A 20,904-nucleotide genomic window follows, 5' to 3' on the forward strand; every position below is an offset into this window, starting at 1 on the left:
CCTATTGCGCGAGATAAACGCGGTTTTGCGAGCGGAACACCCGTTCCGATCCGGAATTGGCCTCAAGGCTCAGCGTCCAGTTTCCCGCATCAATGCCGGAAATAAGCCCGCTGTACTTGCCTGCCTCGCCTTCCAGAAGACGAACGGTCTTGTCGAGGTTTTCGGTGGCCGGACGCTCAAGGGTCGCGGCGAAATCGAGCCCGGAAATCGGCCGCCCGGTCTTGTCGAGCGCATTGACGGAGATCTCGGCACTGCCATCTGCGAGACGTTCAACATGTGTTGCCACATCCCACGCACGGGCGCCTTGGGCCTTGGCTGCCGCAATATCCTCGTTATAGGCCTGCCCCGCCTTGTAGGAGCTTTCGACAGCCACACCGGGGAACGTGCCGAGCGCGAAATAGAGGAACACGCCATTTGCCGCAAAGATGACAGCAAAGAAAGACACGAGGTAAAGCAGCACCCTCTTGCCGGTGAGGGGTTTGGGGCTGTGCATGTCCGGATGGGTCATGGCCATCTTGAGCTCCTAGCGGAATTGGTGTCAGGGTTCGGTCCATCCGGGACCTGTCCCCGCTGTTGTTCTGGACGGGGGCGGACTTGGGGCCCGCCCTCCGGTTATCAGCTCCCTCAGGGAGCCTTGAAGAAGTCCTTGGTCGTGACGACCTCCCCCATCACGGAATCGGTGATGCGGAAGATCACCGGCGTGCTGGGGTCCATCTTCGCCCCGACAGGGGATGTCACCAGAACCCGGACTTCCCGGGTTGTGTCCGGTCCGACCGGAATGATCGGGCGACCGGCTATGACCATCTCGACACCAACGACCTCTACCTTTGCATTCGGCGGCATGCCTTCGACATGCAGGATGAAATTGCGAAGGTGATGGCGCTTGTTGGACAGGCGCACGGCATAGCCGTTACGCACCGTGCCATCGCTCTGGGTGACAAAGATCGGATTGCGATCATGCACCACGCTGATATTCGCGAAGCTCCGTGTCAGCAGGGCATAGAGCATGATGGCACCGACAATCGCGATCACCGCCGCGTAGATCACCGTTCTCGGGCGAACGATGCTGTAGATCGGCTCCTTGCCCTCAACCCTACGCTGGATATTCTCGTCCGTGTCATATCCGATCAGGCCCGTCGGTTTTCCAACCTTGGTCATGATGTTGTCGCAGGCATCGATGCAAAGGCCGCACTGGATGCAGTCTAGCTGCAGGCCATTTCGGATATCGACCCCGGTCGGGCAGACCTGAAAGCACTGATAACAGTCTACACAATCGCCAGCTGGCATCCCCTTCGCTTCCAGCGCCTTGTTCTGCTTCAGCGAACCACGCGGCTCCCCCCGATCCCAGCGATAGGTGACGTTGAGGGCCTTTTCATCGGTCAAGGCGGCCTGAATGCGCGGCCACGGGCACATGTATATGCACAGCTGCTCGCGCATGAAACCGGCAAGCAGATAGGTGGTCGCTGTCAGAATGCCGATCCAGATATAGGCAATCATCGGCGCCTGAAACGTTGCCAACTGATAGACCAGCGTCGGGGCGTCGTTGAAATAGAGCACCCAGGCGCCGCCGGTCCACCAGGCGATCATGATCCAGAGGAAGTGCTTTGTGGCGCGTTTGGCGACCTTGCCCGCCGTCCAGGGCTGCTTGTCCAGGGCAATACGCTCGCGGCGGTCACCTTCGACCTTGCGCTCGACCCACAGATAAAGGTCCGTCCAGACGGTTTGAGGGCACAGATAACCGCACCACAAGCGCCCGGCGATGGCGTTCATCAGGAACAGCGCCAGTGCAGCAATGATCAAAAGACCGGTGAGGTAATAAACTTCCTGCGGCCAGATTTCGATGAAGAAGAAATAGGCACGCCGACCTTCCAGATCGACGAGCACAGCCTGTCCGGGCGCGTCCGGGCCCCGGTCATAGCGAATGAATGGCAGGAAATAGTAGATACCCAGAGTGAAGAACAGCAGTCCCCACTTGATCCTGCGAAACAGCCCATGGGTTGCCATGGGATAGATCTTCTTGGCAGACTGGAACCACTCTTCCGGGTGTTCACCTGATCCGGCTTCGGTTTGCGAACCCATGCCGTCCGTCCTTATCTCTGGCGGACCCTGCCCCAATAGGATCCTGAAACATCTCAGGGCCGGTCTCCTTCCCCGGTCCTGTCGAATTCTCTTGTTTAGAGCACGTCTCGTTTTTACTGAATTGCTCGACGCGCCCTAATTATTTGATGTGCCGCGTTTCCTGACGGCGAACCGGTATCCACTTCGCCTGGATACGCTTCTAGCGATACCGGCCTTAAAGCCATAAGGCATTGCGCCGCATCAAATCGGCGCCGGGAAATTGCTTCCCCGACGCCGGTTGTCAGTTACTGACCGCCACCGAACGAATGGACGTAGACAGTCAGGGACTTGATGGTTGCCGGATCAAGACGCGCTTCCCAGGCAGGCATGACGCCGTTGCGCGGGTTGCGGATCTGGGCCGTGATGGCATCCAGCGTCTTGCCATAGAGATAGTTGGCAGAGACAAGGCTCGGCGCACCAACATCCTGAATGCCCTTCAGGTCATCGCCATGGCAGGCCGCGCAGTTGTCCGCATAGAGCGTTTCACCTGCAGCAAGGTCAATGCCTTCCTTGGGCTCAAGACCAGCCTTTTGAGCCACGAAGCTTGCAACCTGATCAATCTCTTCGCGAGACAGAAGTTCGTCCCGACCGAAGGCCGGCATGTCACCGACATGGGCTTCGTCATGACCAGAGCGGATACCATACAGGATCGATGTCTGGATCTTGTCCAGCGAACCACCCCAGATCCAGGTGTCATCCTGAAGGTTCGGGTAGCCTTCGAACCCGGTGGCACCCGTGCCATGGCACGGGGCACAGTTGTCACCGAAGGCCGCTGCGCCGTTGGCCGATGCGAACTCAAGGAGGCTCTGGTCCGCCTTGATTTCCTCCAGCGAGGCCGCAACGATCTTGTCGGCAAACTCCGAGCGGGCCTCGATGCCGGCTTCATAGGCGGCAATTGCATCCGCGCGCTGGCTGTTGCCCAGTACACCGCTGGTGTAGCCGCTGATCATCGGCCAGGACGGGTAGAGAACCCAATAGCCGATTGCCCACACGATGCAGATATAGAAGCTGTACAACCACCATTTCGGCAGCGGATTGTTCAGTTCTTTCAGCCCGTCCCATTCATGACCGGTGGTTTCCACCCCGGACAGCTTGTCGACTTCCTTGTTGTGAATGTCAGCCATTGATCATTCCTCCCGAAACGGGATCTGTGCGGCATCGTCGAACTTCTCGCCGTTTTTCGGCCAGAGAGCATACGCAAGGACAATGCCAAAGAGAGTCATGAAGTAGAGAAGACCCCAGGTCTGCGCGAAACCTGCCACGGCCATATATGTCTCGTTCATCGCCGCCTACCTCAAGTTTGCCTTGTTGTCGTAGATCGAGAAGTCCACGAGAGTGCCGAGCATCTGCAGATAGGCGACGAGTGCGTCCATCTCGGTGACGGCTTTCGGGTTCCCGTCGAAGTCGCGGATCGCGATCTCCGGCCAACGCTCTTCAAAGCCGTCGGCTGCATCGGTATCCGGCGAGGCCTGACCCATAATGTCTTTGGCCGCTTCTGCGATCTGCTCTTCCGTGTAAGGCACACCCACGATGGAGTTGGCCTTCAGCAGGGACGAGATCTCACGCGTGTCCAGCTTGGTCTCCGCAAGGAACGGATAGCCGGGCATGATCGAGGTCGGAACAACCGAGCGCGGATCTACAAGGTGAGCCACGTGCCAGTCGTCGGAGTATTTTCCGCCGACACGAGCCAGATCCGGACCGGTCCGCTTGGACCCCCACTGGAACGGGTGGTCGTACATGGATTCAGCCGCCAGCGAGAAGTGACCGTAGCGCTCCAGTTCGTCGCGCATCGGACGCACCATCTGGGAGTGACAGGTGTAGCACCCTTCCCGGATGTAGATCTCGCGGCCGGCCAGCTCCAGCGGAGTGTACGGACGCATGCCTTCGGTCTTTTCGATCGTGCTCTTGAGGTAATAGAGCGGAGCGATCTCCACCAGGCCGCCGATGGCGACCATCACGAGGATGCCGACGAGAAGAACAAGCGAGTTCTTCTCGAAGACTTCATGTTTTGCCCAAAGTGACATTCTTAGTCTCCCTTATTCGGCAGCGGCCAGGGAGCCGGCAGGCACAGTGTCAGCTTCTTCAGCTTCGCCATGACGAACCGTCATCCAGAGGTTGTAAGCCATGATCAGAGCGCCAACGACGAACAGTGCGCCACCCAATGCCCGGATCACATAGAACGGGTACATCGCATCTACGGATTCGATGAACGAGTACTCAAGGAAGCCAAGAGCGTCATAGGCACGCCACATCAGGCCCTGCATGATACCGGACACCCACATCGCGGTGATGTAGAGAACGATACCGATCGTGGACAGCCAGAAGTGCCAGTCGACCAGCTTCAGCGAGTACAGGCTCTTCTTGTTCCACAGCCACGGGATCAGGCAGTACAGAGCTCCGAAGGAGATGTAGCCAACCCAGCCCAGGGCACCGGAGTGAACGTGACCGATGGTCCAGTCCGTGTAGTGTGACAGCGAGTTCACGGCGCGAAGGCTCATCAAGGGACCTTCGAAGGTGGACATGCCGTAGAAGGCAACGGACACCACCATCATGCGCAGAACCGGATCGGTCCGCAGCTTGTCCCATGCACCCGAGAGGGTCATCAGGCCGTTGATCATGCCACCCCAGGACGGCATCCACAGGATGATCGAGAAGGTCGCACCCAGCGTTGACGCCCACTGCGGCAGAGCCGTGTAGTGCAGGTGGTGAGGACCAGCCCAGATGTAGATGAAGATCAGCGCCCAGAAGTGCACGATGGACAGGCGGTAGGAGTAAACCGGCCGGTCAGCGCGCTTGGGAACGAAGTAGTACATGATGGCAAGGAAGCCGGCGGTCAGGAAGAAGCCCACCGCGTTGTGGCCGTACCACCACTGCACCATTGCGTCCTGAACACCGGACCAGACAATGACCGATTGGGTCGAGAAGATCGACACCGGAATGGTCAGGTTGTTGGTGATGTGCAGCATTGCCACGGTGACGATGAACGCAAGATAGAACCAGTTCGCCACATAGATATGCGGCTCCTTGCGCTTCCAGAGCGTGCCGAGGAACAGGAGAAGGTAAGCGACCCATACAATCGTCAGCCAAAGGTCAGCATACCATTCCGGCTCGGCATATTCCTTGCCCTGCGTCGCGCCCAGCAGGTAACCGGTACCTGCGATCACGATGAAGGCGTTGTAGCCCAGCACCACGAACCACGGCAGAACACCACCCGGCATCCGCGCACGGCAGGTACGCTGGACGACATACATGGACGTTGCCAGAAGGACGTTACCGCCAAACGCAAAAATCACCGCGGAGGTGTGCAGCGGGCGCATACGGCCGAAATTGGTCCAGGGAAGGTCGAAGTTCAATGCAGGCCATGCCAGCTGGCTTGCAATGATCAGTCCGACCAGGAAGCCTGCGACACCCCAGAACATCGCCGCCACGGAGGCGAACTTGATCGGTCCCAGGTTGTAATTCGGCTTTCCGTCGATCTCCTGCGGAACCGCTTGCTGGTCCCCCTCGAAATAGTTCTTGAAGATGTAAAACACGCCGGCAGCCGCGAAAAGCGCCCCAATCCCGGTGTGAAATGCCATCACTTGGTCAAATGTTTTGCCTGCAATGATCAGGCAGACGAATGCAATTACGGTCAGGAACAGGGCAAAGAACCCCTCCTCGATCGTAATCATTCTGGCATGTGATTTTGCCATTTTCAGCGCCCCAGTTCTTTCAATCGTTACAAGGTGCCAACGATATGAGAGACCATGTGCACGCCCCCCGGCGCGGTGCGTTGATTCAAATCAAGAATCGACCAAAGGCCGGGGAGGAACAGGGCAAAAGCGGCCTGTGATTTGTGATTTTGGCATTATTGTCGCAGGCATCGCCCGAAATGCGGCTGACAAATCAGAGGATGGGGTCAGACTGCTTGCGTCCAAGCACGATGATCGTGACCCAGGGCAGCAAAAGGATCATGGTGACGAATCGGAAGATCTGGTGAACGGCGACATAAACCGGGTCCAGTTCCAGCATGAAGGACAGGAGCGTCATGACCTCAAGTCCGCCGGGCGCATAGGCCAGAAGTGCCTGACCAAAGGGGACGTCGAGCCAGTAAGTCGTGATCGACGCTCCGGCCACAGCCACGGTCGTCCCGGCCAGAAAGGCAGCCAGCGAGATCTTTGACAGCTGAACGAGATCGCGAAGCGTGATGTTCTCGAACCGGCTGCCGATCATTGCGCCAAGGAGGACAAAGGCCGGAATTTGTGCGTTTCCGGACAGGCTCAGCGGCAGGTATCCGCTTGCATTGCCAACCAGACTGACCAGAAAACTGCCGACCATCCAGCCAGCCGGAATCCCGGCACGGTTGGCCAGATATCCGCCAAGCGCACACAGGACCAGCCCCAGCATCAGATGCTCGGGTGACGAGGTGGGTACGGCAAGCCCTGCCTCAGCGGAAAGTTCTGTTGTTCCGGCCACCAATGTTGGCAGGACCGCCACGAGAATGAGAAGGCGTATTGTCTGGGTGGTCGCAATGCGCGCCAGATCGACGCCGCGTTCGGATGCAAGGGCCAGCACAAAGGACAAGGCGCCGGGGATCGCGCCGTAAAACGCGCTGTCCTTGCTCCACCCCCCGAGATATCTCAGGACAGCAAAACTGGCTGCGGTAATCCCGACGACGGTGATGGCCAAAATGGCGATCGATAGCGGCCAGTGCATGACCTGCTGCAGGAAGTCCGGCTGGACACCCGCCCCCATTGTCAGGCCTAGAAGAACAAAGATGCCGTTTCTTACCGAGTTGGGGATGCCGGTGGGAACTCCGCCGAGCGTCGCAAGAGCCACAAACACCATCGCGCCCGACAGCCAGCCAGCCGGAAGCCCGAGGGCCGTGAATACGCCGCCACCAAGTGTTCCAATCGCTGCCGAGACCGCAATCTTGCGAACGGCGTCCCAATGTCCGTGCATCATCGCCATGGACCGTTTCCTGCTGACCAGTGCCTGCAGCCAGCCTGCAGGGCGCGATCAACTGCTATGTCATGTTGAAAGCAAAGGCATGATTGATTGATGCAATCAACATGTCATGCCGTTTTGGACATGAGAAAGGGCAGTTGTCAGTCGGTAATTCCCGGCAAGTCCGGCCTTGAAGGGTGAGTAAACGGCTCCGGCCCAAGCCCTTCCAGCGCGGTTGCCCGAAGGACTTCCGGCATTGCTTGGAGCCTTTCGCACAAGGCCTTGATGCCGGGAAGGACACCAATATTCATGGTTCCTCCGCGCATATAGAGCTGTGCCCAGCGGGCGCAGGATGCAAGATAGGGATCAAGGACCGTGATCTTCGAACCAAGGAGGAACGGACCACCGCTGCGCGCGATCTCCTGCTCCAGAAGCTCGAAGTGGCGCTGCACGCGGGCGGCGACCACCAGACCGACTTCATCAGAAGCACTGGCAGTGTGCGTATAACGTTCAGGGCGGAAGGAAATACGTAGATCCGATTGGACCGTGTTTGAGAGAAACAACAGCCATTTCAGGAACCTGCCGCGAGCAGGAGCGGCAACATCCGGCGCAAGCCCTCCATGTTTGTCGGCCAGATGAAGCAGGATCGCAGCCGTCTCGAACAAGGGAGCGTCCTGATCCGGATCGACAAGAACAGGCAACAGGCCTTGCGGGTTCATGGCCAGGTAGGCCTTCGACTTGTGTGCCTGTGTGCTGCGGTCGACCGCCACGTACTCATAAGGCACATGCAGGATTTCCAGCACAAGGCGGATGACAAGGTTCGCGCTGTCCGGAGACCCGTACAGCTGATACGTCATATTCACCTGTGTCATGCCTTCTGCCTCCCCTTTCCTTCCTGCATGAAAGGCGGATTGAGAAAAATCAAGGCGCGTCAGACCGGAAATGACGATTGTTCGGGCATGAGCAAGATCGATCTTTCCTATGCGATGCGGACCGTCCCACGATACACCAGCTATCCGACGGCCCCGCATTTTCATGATGGCCTGACCGCCGACACCTATGCGCAGTGGCTTGAAAGCCTTGGCGCCGATGACAGCCTGTCGCTTTATCTTCACGTGCCTTATTGCCGGGAGATCTGTCATTATTGCGGCTGCCACACGAAGGCGACGCGCAAAGACGCTCCGCTTGTTGCCTATGCAAAGACCTTGCGCGAAGAGATCGATCTGGTTGCCGGGCATCTGTCGAAGGCAGGACCGGTCAGGCACATTCATTGGGGAGGCGGCACTCCGAGCCTGCTTCCGGCATCAGAGCTGCGCGCGATCGCCGAAGAGCTGAAGTCCCGGTTCCGGTTCAGCGACGCCATAGAGCACGCCATTGAACTTGATCCGCGCAATGTCACGGCGGAACTGGCGCGAACCCTGGCCGAGATCGGCATCAACCGTGCCAGCCTTGGCGTGCAGGATTTCGATCTGACCGTGCAGAAGGCCATTGGCCGTGTGCAGCCTTTCGAGCTGGTTGCCAAGGCCGTCGCGGACCTGCGCACAGCCGGGCTGACGGAACTCAATTTTGATCTGATGTACGGACTTCCCGAACAGACATCACAGACCATTCTCGACACGATTTCCAAGACGCTTGAGCTGAATCCCGGGCGTATTGCCCTCTTCGGCTATGCCCATGTTCCCTGGATGCGCAAGCACCAGACCCTGATGGACGAAAGCCGACTGCCGAATGCAGCCGAGCGGCTGGAAATGGCCGATCTTGCGCGCACAACGCTGCAGCAGGCGGGCTATATTCCGATTGGCCTCGATCACTTCGCAAGGCCCGATGACAGCATGGCAATCCATCTTGCCAACGGAACCCTGCGCCGGAATTTTCAAGGCTACACCACCGATCAGGGCGAACAGCTTATCGGGTTTGGCGTTTCCTCAATTGGCCGTCTGACTCAGGGCTATGTTCAGAACCTGCCGGATGTCGGCAACTGGAAACGGCAGATAGAAGCCGGAAACCTGCCAGTCAGCAAGGGATTGGCCTTGTCGACAGACGATCTGGTCAGGGGCCGGATCATTGAGCAGTTGATGACCGAATACCGGTGCGACGTGGCTGCCGCTTGCGCTGCCCATGACGTTTGCACATCCACCCTCTCCGGCAGTTTTGACACCTTGAGCGAGCTTGTCGAGAACGGACTGGTTGAGCTATCGCCCTCCGGAAGCGGCGATTTTCTGGTGACCATAACCGAGGCAGGCACACCCTATGTTCGCCTCGCGGCTGCGGCCTTTGACGCCTATCTGCAAGACAGCCTGTCGTCCGGCAAGGCGCGGCATTCAACAGCGGTTTGATCGATCGCCAAAAACCAAAAAAGCCGACAGATCCTGTCGGCTTTTTCGGCTTGGGAGGAGCATCGCCAAGGGCGAAATGAGCTGTCAGTGCATGCCTGTCATCTGGCAGAGACTGCAAACCTTGCGCAGGTGGATCTGGTCCGACCGATCGACCCGGATGACCCCGCGGCGCTTGAGATCGGAAACAACCCGGCTGACGGTTTCGATGGTCAAGCCGAGATAGTCCGCGATTTCCTGCCGGGTCATGTGCAGCTTGAGGTCATAACCATCGTCGTCTTCATTTTCCGGACCCAGACAGCCAACGCCACCTCTGTTCGGAATGAGATACATGAGGAAGCTGGCAACCCGCTCAACGGCAGACTTACGGCCCAGAAGGACAGCATGTTCGTGCAGAATGCGCATCTGGTTCGCAAGGCACTTGGCCAGCTTGCGCTGGACATCCAGATTGGAGTCCACAAGGCGAAGGTCGAGTTCGTGGATCGATGCATCGGTCAAGGTTTCTGCCGTGCACTCGTATTCATTGCTTCCGGCCAGACCGAAAATCTCGCCCGGACGAAGAACTTCAACAACCTGACGACGTCCGTCGGGAAGCAGCTTGAAGAGCATTACAGTGCCCGACGCGACTTCAAACAGGCGCTGGGCTGCATCACCTTCATAATAGATCACATTATGGGCAGAATACGCGGAAGTCTTCGCGCCAAAATCGGCGAACGTGTCGCCGGTATCTTGAACGCCCGGACGAACCGGACGCACCCGACGTGCAAACCTGATGCTTTCTTGAGTATCAAGATAAGCCATATTCCCTCCTTGGCCCAAACGGACCGCGCCCAACGGGCAACATGTTTAAAAGCAGGGCATTCAAGACACTGAGGGAGAGAATTTCAGACGCGTAACAAGCGGAAAGCCAACAAACCCCGTCGTGTGAGCAGCTGTCCCGTCCGACAGCTACGCCCTTCAACACAACCAAGGTAACCGCATGACTTAAATCAATAAATTCGTTCGAATGCGTAAGTCGTACTACTTAGCGGCGTATTGTCTCATGCGTCACTAATGCCATTAGCCCATTTGGCCTTACGAAAAATGCTCAGCCAGAGCGGTGAAGGAAATGGGTTTGCGCAGAACTGTAAGTTCTGAAAATCCTTCAATGATTTTCTTCAGCTGGTTTTTCGGCTTGCCGGAAATGACAATAACCTTTGGCGGCGTGACCATGGCCACCATCTGACTGATAACCGAGGTCCCTGCCTGTCCGGGCAATCCAAGATCGACAACAACGGTGTCGTTTGGCTGTGGCAAGGCGGTTTCAAAGAAGATTTCGGCTGTGGAATACGCAGCAACCTCGTGACCCAGTTCACTCAAGAGCATGGTCAACGCATCGCAGACAGCGTAGTCATCCTCTACGATATGAACGGTCAAACGGGTTTACTCCGGCTGCGGACAGTTTTGGTGGTGTAATAAATACCGAAAAAACAGATGCAGACCAGTACGCAAAAACCCTACTTCTCAGGCAGATTTTAACCGATTCTTGGCCGCAGAAGCAGAACTTCTGCTGTCGATAAATCTTTAAGTTGAATCTATTCACAAAACACGCAATCCGATCGTCAGTTTGAACGCCACGGCAAGCCCAATCCGACACCGGGAAATTGCGATTAATGCCCCAGCACGATCCTCACGAGATCAGCGGCATTTCGCGCACCCAACTTTTCCATGATGCGCGCACGGTGGACTTCTACAGTCCGCGGGCTGATGCCCAATTTGCGCCCGGCTTCCTTGTTGGAAGCACCGCCCGTGATTTCGGTCAGGACTTCGCGCTCGCGCCGTGTCAGATGCTCTGCGCCCTGGAAGGTTCCGGAAACATCGAGTGTTGTGCGATTGCTTGCGGATATGCCCTCTTCCACCCGCTGCACAACAGCGTCGGCCGTGAAGGGCTTCTCGATGAAATCATAGGCGCCGTTACGGATCGCCTCCACGGCCATGGGAATATCCCCTTGACCGGAAATGATGAAAATCGGCGCCGGATAGTCTTCCGCATTCAGCGCCTTGAGGATCTCGATGCCGGATCGTCCGGGCATGTGAACGTCCAGAAGAACGCAGGCAGGATGTTTGCGGCTGGCAGATTCGATGAACTTGTCGCCGTCCGAAAATGACTCGACAGTGAAACCTTCGGCCTCGAACACAACGGACAGGGCATCCCGTACTGCGGGGTCGTCATCGACAATGTAGAGTGTCTTGTCCTGTGCCATCTTACTGCTCGATCCTCATACCCATTCCAATAATTACCTGATCGCAAAGATCAATCGTTTTCCGCGTTTTTCGGTCGATTTATGGGGAGTTTCAGCACGAATGTCGCTCCCGCGCCTTCGTTGTCCTGATCAAGGTAAAGGTCTCCACCGTGGTTCTGGGCAATCGAGCGGGATATTGCCAAGCCAAGGCCAAGCCCCTTTTTCTTGCCGCCACTAAAGGCGCGGAAGAGTTCCGACCGCAAGTGGTCGGGCACACCGGGCCCTGTGTCATGTATCCGGTACAGGGTCACCTCGTTGTCCTGGACAAGGTCCACCGTCACCAGCTTCTCGTCCGACTTTCCGACCGCCTCGCGAGCGTTGCGCAGAAGGTTCACCAGAACCTGCCGTATCTGAACCGGATCGACATGCAGGCTTGCAAGGTCAGCTCCTGTGTTCAGGGCGAAGGTAACCCGATCTTCCGATGCACCAAGTTTCACAAGCTCAATGCACTCCCGGCACAATTCGGCGGCATCGACCTCTTCGCGCTCGGGCTCCTTCTTCTCCACGAAGTATCGCATCCGCTGGATGATGTCGCCTGCGCGCTCCACTTCACCGATTGCCTTGTCGATGATCGTAACGACGGGCGCATCCGTGTCGCTGGCGCGAATCTTTTTCGAGATCGTTTGCAGGTACAGCATCATTGCCGTCAGTGGCTGGTTCAGCTCATGCGCAATTGCCGCCCCCATCTCGTCGAGGGCGCTGATGCGGGTCATGTTGACGAGCTGTGCCTGAGCTTCGGCGAGCTTTGTTTCTACCGCCTTCTTGGCACGCAGATCCCGCAGGATACCAATGAACTGGCGCCCTTCGGCTGTCGCGGCCTCGCCGACTGACAGTTCGATCGGAAACTCGGTGCCGTCCTTGTGCCTGCCTTCAACCTCGCGCCCGATCCCGATGATCCTGCGCTCGCCGGTTTCCCGGTAGTTGTTGATGTAGCCATCATGGGCAGTGGCATATCTCTGCGGCATAATCTTGTTGACGTTGCGCCCGAGCAGCTCGGCAGCCTTGTAGCCAAACAGGGTCTCGCAGGCCTGATTGAAGGCCAGCACCTGTCCCTTTTCGTTGATGACAATGATGCCATCCACGGCCGTTCCGAAGACGCTCGCCAATCGCGCTTCGGAAACGGTTGAGGCGACCTCGTGAAGATCGGCATGATCGTTTTGATCCATGTCCTCTCCCTGACTGCCCCCGCCTTCACTTGAACGGGAACAGGATGTTCCGGCGCTTCGGTATCGATCAGACTTGAGATCGTCGATCGGTTCCAAATGATGATCCGATGATGCAGATCCCTAGTTTTCCCAACCTTTAAGGGTATTTACTTAGGACAGCAAGCCTAACGATCCACTATCCACGCTTGAGGAATTCACGGATCCGATCAACCGCCATTTCAAGGTGGTCGTGCCGCCGCGCAAAACACAGCCGAACGAAATTGCTCCCCGCATCGCCAAATGCGGTGCCCGGTGCCAGGCCCACTCCCGTCTGCTCAAGCAGGTCGAGCGCGAACCGGCGTGTGTCCGTCACCCCGTCAACGGAGAAGAAATAATAGAATGCGCCAGCAGGGGCCGATGCCTGGATACTGTCGGCAGATGCAAACCCGTTCAGCAGAATCTCGCGACCCTTCGCCGCCTTGGCGATCTGTTCCTCCAGAAAGTCCTGTCCGTTCTGGAGCGCGGCGACTGCAGCACGCTGGTTGAAGGCCGGAACTCCGGACGTCGAATATTGCACGAGGTTCTCCAGCACCTGCCCCAGCTGGGCGGGCGCTGCAATCCACCCCAGACGCCAACCCGTCATGGCCCAGTTCTTGGACATCGTGTTCACGTAAATGACCGGGTCATCCGGCGTGCTGATTGTCAGGAAGGACGGCGCGGTTTTGGCATTGCCATAGTGAAACTGACCGTAGATTTCGTCCGCGATGATCCAGACGCCGCGCTCGCGGGCAATCTGAAGAACATCCTTCAGGAACTCTTCGCTCGCAACCCAACCTGTCGGATTGCAGGGCGAATTGAGGAAGATCGCGCGGGTGCGCGGCGTTATCGCCGCTTCCAGCCGAGCCTTGTCCAGCTGCCACCCGGTCGCTTCGAAGGACATCGGCACAGTGACGGCCTTTGCTCCCCGCAACTCGACAGCTGCGGCCATGTTGGGCCAGGCAGGGGTCGGGACAATGACTTCATCTCCCGCACTGGTGACAGCGGCAACCGCCAGCTGGATCGCCTGCATTCCCGATCCGGTCACGCAGATACGGTCCACTCCGACCGGCACATTGTAGGTCTGTGAATAGTAGTCTGAAATCGCCTGCCGCAGTTCGGGGATGCCCCGCTGCCAGGTGTAGAAGGTCTCGCCCTCTTTCAGGGATTTGATGGCGGCCTCGCAGATGAAGTCCGGCGTCGGAAGGTCTGCCTCTCCGGCCCAGAGCGGGATCAGATCCTTGCGCAACCGTCCTGCATTCACGATCTCGATAATTCCGCTCAGCGGCGCATTGCGGGCTTCATGGCTCAATGCATTGATCAAATCAGTACTCACCAGCGTCCTCGTGATCAGCGTGTCGGAGAATGCGTGGCAGACCAGCACACGCGGCTTATCTGATGGCATGAATGGACAAGGCTTGCCAACTATGATCCGATTGCAGCGAAGAAAAACGGCAATATAACCGGTAGTCGCAATCGGACAGACCGGTGGGGGCTTCAGCGCGATCACATGATGTATGAGTGGCTATTCGTTTTCGCGGCAATTGCCTACATCCTGCTTCTGTTCGCCATCGCAAGTTATGGCGACCGCATGTCGGGCAATGCCTTGCGGCGCGGCCACAGCAGACCGCTCATCTATGCCCTTTCGCTGTCAGTCTATTGCACCTCGTGGACCTTCTTCGGCTCGGTCGGCAATGCCAGTCGAACCGGCTTTGAATTCCTGACGATCTATATCGGGCCATTTCTGGTCTTCGCGCTCGGATATCCCCTGCTTCGCCGGGTTGTCCGGCTGGCCAAGGCCGAGCGCATCACCTCGATCGCCGACTTCATCGGTGCGCGTTACGGAAAGAGCCAGTCCGTTGCCGCGGTCGCAACGATGATCGCCGTGATCGGCATCATTCCCTATATTGCCCTGCAGCTCAAAGCCGTTTCCCAGTCGATCACTGCCCTTGTCGGTCCGCCGGACCTGCCCGCCGTCCTGTCGCTTGTCGGATTTGATGACATTGCCTTTGTCATTGCCCTGAGCATGGCGGTATTTGCATGGGCCTTCGGCACCCGCCACGTGGACACGACCGAACATCAGGACGGGCTCATGCTGGCGGTTGCCGCCGAAGCCGTGATCAAACTCGTTGCGTTCATGGCAGTGGGGATCTGGGTCTGTTTCGAGCTCTATGACGGACCGGTTGATCTGGTGCGGGCCATCGTCGCAGCCCCGGAAGTGTCCCGCGTCTTCGAGCAACCGATCAATACCGGCAACTGGATGATCATGATCATCCTGTCCACCTTCGCGGTTCTGCTTCTGCCTCGCCAGTTCCATGTCACTGTCACCGAGAACAACACGGAATCGGAGCTGAAACGCGCGGTCTGGCTGTTCCCGCTCTATCTGGTCCTGATCAACCTGTTTGTCGTGCCGATTGCGGCAGCAGGCCTGCTGCGGTTCGGACAGGACGTCAATCCGGACACGTTCGTTCTCGCTCTGCCGGTTGATGCGGGCCAATACTGGCTGGCCCTCTTTGCCTTTATCGGCGGCCTGTCGGCAGCAACGGCGATGGTGATCGTGGCAACGGTCGCCCTGTCGGTGATGATCTCCAATGACATCGTGATCCCGCTCATCCTGCGGCGGCGCAAGGATGGCGAAATCCTTGCTGCCAGCCAGCAGGACATGAGCCGCCACCTGCTCACGATCCGGCGACTTTCGATCTTCGGCATCCTGCTGCTGGCCTATGCCTATTACCGGGCAGCGGGCGACACCGCCGCGCTGGTCTCCATTGGGCTTTTGTCCTTTGCCGCAATCGCCCAGTTCGCCCCCTCGTTCATTGGCGCCCTTGTCTGGCGGCGGGCAACCGCACGCGGCGCGATCTGGGGGATGGTCGCCGGGTTTGGCTGCTGGTTCTACACCCTCCTGCTGCCGACATTTGCGGAATCCGGCATCATCTCCGGCGCCATTTTGGAGGTCGGCCCCTTCGGCATTGCCATGCTGAAGCCGCAGGCCCTTTTCGGGCTTGAATTGGACCCTTTCATTCAGGGCAACATGTGGAGCCTTGTCGCCAACGTTGCGTTCTTCATTCTCGGGTCCCTGTCCCGCCAGCCGCATGCTGCTGAAACGCTTCAGGCCAACATCTTCGTACCGGCTGCGTTCAAAGCGACGCCCAGCCTGCGCCTGTGGCGGACCTCGGCGACGGTTGGCGACCTGCAGACAACCGTTGCCCGCTATCTGGGTGAAGCCCGAACCGAGCGGTCCTTCCAGCGCTATGCCCGCGAACGCGGTGTGGAGTTGTCGCAAACGGACTCCGCGGATGCCGGGCTGCTCCGCTTCTCCGAACAGCTTCTGGCGAGCGCCATCGGCGCGGCCTCCTCGAGGCTGGTTCTGTCGCTGATGCTCAAGCGGCATACCCTGTCCACCAAAGGCGCGGTGAAACTGCTCGACGATGCATCGGCTGCCTTGCAATATAACCGCGACCTGCTGCAAACCGCGCTTGATCAGGTGCGTCAGGGCATTGGCGTGTTTGATCGGGACTTGCGCTTGATCTGCTGGAACCGCCAGTTCCGCGAGCTTTTGGGCCTTCCCCCCGAATTCGGACAGGTCGGCATTGCACTCGACAATATCATCCGCTTTTCCGCCGAACAGGGCGAATACGGGGGCGGTAATATCGACGAGATAGTCGAAAGCCGTATCGATCTCATGGCCAATCGCTATGAGACCTTTCAGGAGCGGTTGGCATCAACCGGCACGGTTCTGGAAGTTCGCGTGAGCCCGATGCCTGCCGGTGGCATCGTGACGACCTATACCGACATCACGGAGCGGGTGATGGCGGAAGAGGCTCTGGCGCGGGCCAATGAGACGCTGGAACGCAGGGTTCGCGAGAGAACCGAAGAGCTGACCGAGGTCAACAAGCAGCTTCGCGAAGCCACCAGAGCGGCCGAAGACGCAAATATCGGCAAGACACGCTTTGTTGCCGCTGCCGGCCATGACATTCTCCAGCCCCTCAATGCCGCACGGCTTTATTCCTCCATTCTCGTTGGCAAGCTGAATGAGGGCGAAAACGGCGAACTCGTTCGCAATGTCGAGGCGGCGCTTGAATCGGTCGAGGACATTATCGGCGCGGTTCTCGATATCTCGCGCCTCGACACAGGGGCCCTGAAGCCGGAAATCAGCGAGTTTGCCCTTGATGACATTCTCTCGCCGCTGATCCGCGAATTCGAACCGATTGCAAAGGAAAAAGGCCTGAAGCTGCGGATGGTGCCGACCAGCCTGACCGTGCGTTCAGATCGCCGCCTGCTGCGCCGCCTCATTCAAAACCTTGTCTCCAATGCGCTGAAATACACCGCAAAAGGCAAGGTTCTGGTTGGCGTGCGCCGCAAGGGCAACGTACTGCATCTGGAAACCTACGACACCGGCATGGGCATCCCGCCGCGCCAGCAGAAACTGATCTTTCACGAGTTCCAGAGACTGGAAGAAGGCATGCGGGCGGCCAAGGGTCTTGGTCTGGGCCTTTCCATCGTGGATCGCATCAGCCACGTTCTGGATCATCCGGTCACCTTGCGCTCACGCGTGCAAAAGGGGTCTTGTTTTTCCGTCTCCATTCCAACGGCAAAACGTGTCGAGAAGGCAGCCCCTGCGCCGGTCATCAGCGCCCCGCTTGGCCAGCTGCAGGGCTTGTGCGTCGTTGCAATCGACAACGAACCGGACATCCTCAATGCGATGCGGCATCTGCTGCAGGGATGGCAATGCACCGTCATCACCGCACCCGACGATATCACTGCGCGCGAACTGCTGGACGATGCTGGGCTGCTCCCGGACATCTTCCTTGCGGACTACCATCTGGACGATGGAACGGGGATTGAAGCGATCGGACGCCTGAGAACCACTTATGGTGACGGCATCCCGGCCATTCTGATCACTGCAGACAGAAGCCGCCCGGTTCGGGCCGACGCAGAATCAAGGTCGATACATGTCCTGAACAAGCCTCTGAAACCGGCGGCTCTCAGAGCTCATCTTACCCGCTGCAAGGCAGAGCAAACCGCCGCGGAGTAACACCAACCTCAAAAAGACAATCGGCGCCTGACGGCGCCGAAAAACAATGGATGGTAAGCTCAGCGCACCTGGTTTAGGCGGACGCCTGATCTTCTTCACTGAGCTGCCACTGCCCAATCTCGATCTTGGAGGCGGCAATGACCGCCTGGGTTCGGCTTTCGACGCCAAGCTTTTGCAGGATCGCAGACACGTGCGCCTTGACGGTAGCCTCCGAGACAGACAGCTCATAGGCGATCTGCTTGTTCAGCAAGCCTTCGGACAGCATCATCAGCACCCGCACCTGCTGCGGGGTCAGAGTGGACAGGCGTTGCACAAGATCGCCAATGCCGTCGTCCGCTGTCAGCTCGATTTCCGGCGGGGTCCACAGATCCCCGGCCATGACGGCGGAGATTGCATCGCGGATCACGTCGATGCCGTGAGACTTCGGTATGAAGCCCGAAGCACCAAACTCGATGCAGCGACGAATGACCTGCGGCTCCTCGTTGGCCGAGACGATGACCACCGGAACACTAGCGTGCTGAGCACGCAAATACATCAAGCCGGAAAAACCGCGCATGCCGGGCATCGTCAGATCAAGAAGCACGAGGTCCGCCTCGCCGCTTTCGTCCAGCCGTGCAGTTACATCTTCAAGCGCACCTGCCTCGAGGATTTCTGCACCGGGATAGAGCGCTTCAAGTGTCTGCCGCAGCGCCCCGCGAAACAAAGGATGATCATCCGCAATTACAAACCGGTAGTTTGTTTCAGCCACGCCCAATAACCTCCCTCACCCGTATTACCAGTTCGGCACTCGTGACGATCTGTGCGCAGACAAAAGGCAGCTCCGCCCGCCGACAGGGTGTTTTACTTTTCACGAAAGTATGTTCGCTGAACCTAAAAAGCGCAAGCGCGAGTGCAGATAAAACCCAATTGCAATCACAGGGGAGACAATGTATGCATTATTTCACATCAGTAATACTGACGTGAAAATGAATGGCGACTACCTATAATTAGAGAAGCAAGCAATTAACGCCCGATTTTGAACAGAAAAAAGCCACATTCCAGAAAAACACAGAAAATAAAACCCGTATTTTCAACAATCTTTCAATACCACATATGAATATGTTATTGAATATTTTTCTAGACCTACTATTTCTTCGATCCAATCATTAATTCTTCCGTTACGCCATTACAAATAAAACACGCGAATGAAGGCCAATACATTATAATGCCGAAACCGATAGTCACACTATATTCTTTTGTAAACAGATGGGAATGCGATGAGAATGATCATCTCAACGTTCAGTTTTATTTTTCCAGATTCGAGGAAGCCGACCGCCAATTCCGCCTGACGACGGGCCTGAGTGAAACGCTCGTCGGCGCACGCCGTGTCCGCCATGTCCGCTATCACAAGGAACTGCGCACCGGCGACCTGATCCACGTTACCTCTTATGTTGCCTTCGACGGCCCGCACATGCTGACCGTTGTTCATCAGATGCACAATGCGACAACCGACGTGCTGGCTGCGACGGCGATTGACGGATATGAGCCAAACAGCAGTTCGGTGAAGTCTCTTCGCACACGGTTCAAGGACTTTCATCGCCCGATCCCGGATGAGGCAACCCCGCGCGGACTTCCGGCCTCCCCGACCCAGTTCCGCTCCACCATGGAAGCCCTGATCCAGTCCGGCGGGGATATCTGCTTCCGCGGCACCGTGCTTCCGCGTCATCTGGGCGCAGACCAGAAAGCGGACGACGGCTTTGCTCTTTCCTGCTTTACCGACGGCGTTGCCCATATCTGGCAGCGCACGCCAATGACCCACGCCTACCTGACGAACAATCAGTTTGGCCGGGTCGCAGCTGAAATGAAGCTGACATGGTTCAGCCCGTTGAAAGTGGGCGATGCGGTTACCGTGGTTAGCGGCGTGACGAACATGGCGGAAAAGGTTTTCACGCTTCGCCATCACCTGTTCGAGACACGCACTCAAAGGCTTGCGGCCATATGTGACGTCGTCGCCCTGATGATAGACTTGAAGGAACGCAGGGCTGTGCCGCTCCCGACCGATGCATTGAAGGAAACAGAACGGCTGGTTGCCGACTGAACAGTTAGAACATACCGGAAGCATAATTGATCACAGTTGGGCCTGTACACGTACAGGCCCAACTGTTTTTACTTGTCGCCCTTGCCTTCAAGCTCGGATTTCAGATCCTGCATAAGGCCGAAGAAGCGGCGCATTGCGCTTTCACTGAACTGCAGCATTTCCTCCAGCTCTTTCTCTTCGGCAGCAAACTTGGAACCTGGAGCCTTGTCGGGAGCATCTGAAGGCGCTGAGGTTTGATCCTGCTCAGGCTCTTGCCTTTCCGGCTCGTCGGACTTGTCGTCCTTTCCGGATTGATCGGGTATTTCTGTTTCGCTTTGCTGCGGCTCGGCAGAAGTCTCAGGCACCGCTTGAGGTCCCGTCTGCGAAGGCGAACCGGCTGCCGCAGCTTCCAGCTCATCCACCCGCTCCTGCAAACGATCAATCTCGGCGGAAAGGTCCTCGATCTCCTGAAGATAGGCGTCTTCGGCCATAGGCGCCGGCACACATCTCCAGGCGCCGTTTGCAGTCTTGCAGAAATTGATTGTACCGCTTTCGCGGTCCACGCGCAGGATGTCCTCACCCGCTTTCAGCAGGACGTACCGGCCATCCATATTGTCCGGCAAGACGTCTGCCTTTTCAGCAACGGTTTCCGTTTCCGCTGCTTTTTCCGGGGGAGACGACGGCACAGCTTCGGCAGTCTTTTCAGCCACGAACTTGGCACGCGGTGTTTCGCTCACAACAAGAGGTCTGCGCGCAGGAACCTTGGCCACGGCGGCAACCACCTTGGCAGCAGCTCGCGGCTTCACCGCAACTGCCTTTTTCAGGTCAGCCATGTGAACGATACTCGACCACTGCACGACGTTCTGGCTGAACCCGGCAGCCTGTCCTGGCGCAGCGAGTGCGAGCATCCCGGACGCTGCGATCCCGATGGCGAGCGGGGCATGGCGAAATGTCATGGCGGCCTATCTCCTTG

At 57.7% G+C, this 20,904-nt stretch carries 18 protein-coding genes; 3 read left to right on the forward strand and 15 right to left on the reverse strand.

Features of this window, described 5'->3' with window-relative positions:
• Position 1 precedes the first annotated feature (1 nt).
• The 8 genes from F0155_RS09685 to F0155_RS09720 all read right to left on the reverse strand — a co-directional run bounded on the left by F0155_RS09685 (position 2) and on the right by F0155_RS09720 (position 7,916).
• The gene (locus tag F0155_RS09685) at positions 2–514 is read right to left on the reverse strand and encodes a FixH family protein (RefSeq protein WP_150524309.1); all 513 of its coding nucleotides are present in this window, start codon (positions 512–514) and stop codon (positions 2–4) included.
• Positions 515–624: 110 nt separating this feature from the next.
• Entirely contained in the window at positions 625–2,079 is a 1,455-nt protein-coding gene (gene ccoG, locus F0155_RS09690; protein WP_192913797.1) for a cytochrome c oxidase accessory protein CcoG, read from the reverse strand.
• Between the two features lie 284 nt (positions 2,080–2,363).
• A complete protein-coding gene (ccoP, locus tag F0155_RS09695) occupies positions 2,364–3,242 on the reverse strand; it encodes a cytochrome-c oxidase, cbb3-type subunit III (protein ID WP_150524310.1) in 879 nt (292 codons plus the stop codon).
• 3 nt (positions 3,243–3,245) lie between these two features.
• The gene (locus F0155_RS09700) at positions 3,246–3,401 is read right to left on the reverse strand and encodes a cbb3-type cytochrome c oxidase subunit 3 (RefSeq protein ID WP_150524311.1); all 156 of its coding nucleotides are present in this window, start codon (positions 3,399–3,401) and stop codon (positions 3,246–3,248) included.
• A 6-nt stretch (positions 3,402–3,407) separates the two neighbouring features.
• Positions 3,408–4,142 (reverse strand): cytochrome-c oxidase, cbb3-type subunit II, encoded by a 735-nt coding sequence (gene ccoO / locus F0155_RS09705; protein ID WP_150524312.1) that lies wholly within the window; start codon positions 4,140–4,142, stop codon positions 3,408–3,410.
• Between the two features lie 12 nt (positions 4,143–4,154).
• Positions 4,155–5,810 carry a cytochrome-c oxidase, cbb3-type subunit I gene (gene ccoN, locus F0155_RS09710; protein WP_204934428.1) on the reverse strand — a complete coding sequence of 552 codons (1,656 nt, stop codon included), beginning with the start codon at positions 5,808–5,810 and terminating at the stop codon, positions 4,155–4,157.
• A gap of 193 nt (positions 5,811–6,003) precedes the next feature.
• Positions 6,004–7,068: an AbrB family transcriptional regulator gene (locus F0155_RS09715; protein ID WP_208999214.1), complete on the reverse strand. Its 1,065-nt coding sequence runs from the start codon at positions 7,066–7,068 to the stop codon at positions 6,004–6,006.
• A 137-nt stretch (positions 7,069–7,205) separates the two neighbouring features.
• The gene (locus F0155_RS09720; RefSeq protein ID WP_161599784.1) at positions 7,206–7,916 is read right to left on the reverse strand and encodes a glutathione S-transferase family protein; all 711 of its coding nucleotides are present in this window, start codon (positions 7,914–7,916) and stop codon (positions 7,206–7,208) included.
• 87 nt (positions 7,917–8,003) lie between these two features.
• Between F0155_RS09720 and hemN the strand changes: the two genes are divergently transcribed.
• Positions 8,004–9,380, forward strand: coding sequence for an oxygen-independent coproporphyrinogen III oxidase (hemN, locus tag F0155_RS09725; RefSeq protein WP_150524314.1), 1,377 nt, complete (start codon positions 8,004–8,006; stop codon positions 9,378–9,380).
• A gap of 84 nt (positions 9,381–9,464) precedes the next feature.
• On the opposite strand, the gene F0155_RS09730 is transcribed toward hemN, so the two are convergent.
• The 5 genes from F0155_RS09730 to F0155_RS09750 all read right to left on the reverse strand — a co-directional run bounded on the left by F0155_RS09730 (position 9,465) and on the right by F0155_RS09750 (position 14,176).
• The gene (locus F0155_RS09730) at positions 9,465–10,178 is read right to left on the reverse strand and encodes a Crp/Fnr family transcriptional regulator (RefSeq protein ID WP_150524315.1); all 714 of its coding nucleotides are present in this window, start codon (positions 10,176–10,178) and stop codon (positions 9,465–9,467) included.
• Between the two features lie 273 nt (positions 10,179–10,451).
• A complete protein-coding gene (locus tag F0155_RS09735) occupies positions 10,452–10,793 on the reverse strand; it encodes a response regulator (protein WP_150524316.1) in 342 nt (113 codons plus the stop codon).
• Positions 10,794–11,026: 233 nt separating this feature from the next.
• Positions 11,027–11,620, reverse strand: coding sequence for a response regulator transcription factor (locus tag F0155_RS09740; RefSeq protein WP_150524317.1), 594 nt, complete (start codon positions 11,618–11,620; stop codon positions 11,027–11,029).
• 50 nt (positions 11,621–11,670) lie between these two features.
• Complete coding sequence (locus F0155_RS09745) at positions 11,671–12,825, reverse strand: two-component system sensor histidine kinase NtrB (RefSeq protein ID WP_150524318.1); 1,155 nt, start codon at positions 12,823–12,825, stop codon at positions 11,671–11,673.
• Between the two features lie 175 nt (positions 12,826–13,000).
• Complete coding sequence (locus F0155_RS09750) at positions 13,001–14,176, reverse strand: pyridoxal phosphate-dependent aminotransferase (protein WP_244303500.1); 1,176 nt, start codon at positions 14,174–14,176, stop codon at positions 13,001–13,003.
• A gap of 174 nt (positions 14,177–14,350) precedes the next feature.
• Here F0155_RS09750 and F0155_RS09755 point away from each other — a divergent pair, with 174 nt between their 5' ends.
• Positions 14,351–17,875 (forward strand): PAS domain-containing hybrid sensor histidine kinase/response regulator, encoded by a 3,525-nt coding sequence (locus F0155_RS09755; RefSeq protein ID WP_150524320.1) that lies wholly within the window; start codon positions 14,351–14,353, stop codon positions 17,873–17,875.
• A 73-nt stretch (positions 17,876–17,948) separates the two neighbouring features.
• Here F0155_RS09755 and F0155_RS09760 read toward each other — a convergent pair whose 3' ends face one another.
• Entirely contained in the window at positions 17,949–18,623 is a 675-nt protein-coding gene (locus F0155_RS09760) for a response regulator transcription factor (protein ID WP_150524321.1), read from the reverse strand.
• Positions 18,624–19,079: 456 nt separating this feature from the next.
• Here F0155_RS09760 and F0155_RS09765 point away from each other — a divergent pair, with 456 nt between their 5' ends.
• Positions 19,080–19,952 carry an acyl-CoA thioesterase gene (locus F0155_RS09765; RefSeq protein WP_150524322.1) on the forward strand — a complete coding sequence of 291 codons (873 nt, stop codon included), beginning with the start codon at positions 19,080–19,082 and terminating at the stop codon, positions 19,950–19,952.
• Positions 19,953–20,020: 68 nt separating this feature from the next.
• On the opposite strand, the gene F0155_RS09770 is transcribed toward F0155_RS09765, so the two are convergent.
• Positions 20,021–20,887, reverse strand: coding sequence for a hypothetical protein (locus F0155_RS09770; RefSeq protein ID WP_150524323.1), 867 nt, complete (start codon positions 20,885–20,887; stop codon positions 20,021–20,023).
• Between the last annotated feature and the right edge of the window lie 17 nt (positions 20,888–20,904).

Origin of the sequence: Roseibium sediminis (genome assembly GCF_008711325.1) — a bacterium.
Lineage (GTDB): Bacteria > Pseudomonadota > Alphaproteobacteria > Rhizobiales > Stappiaceae > Roseibium > Roseibium sediminis.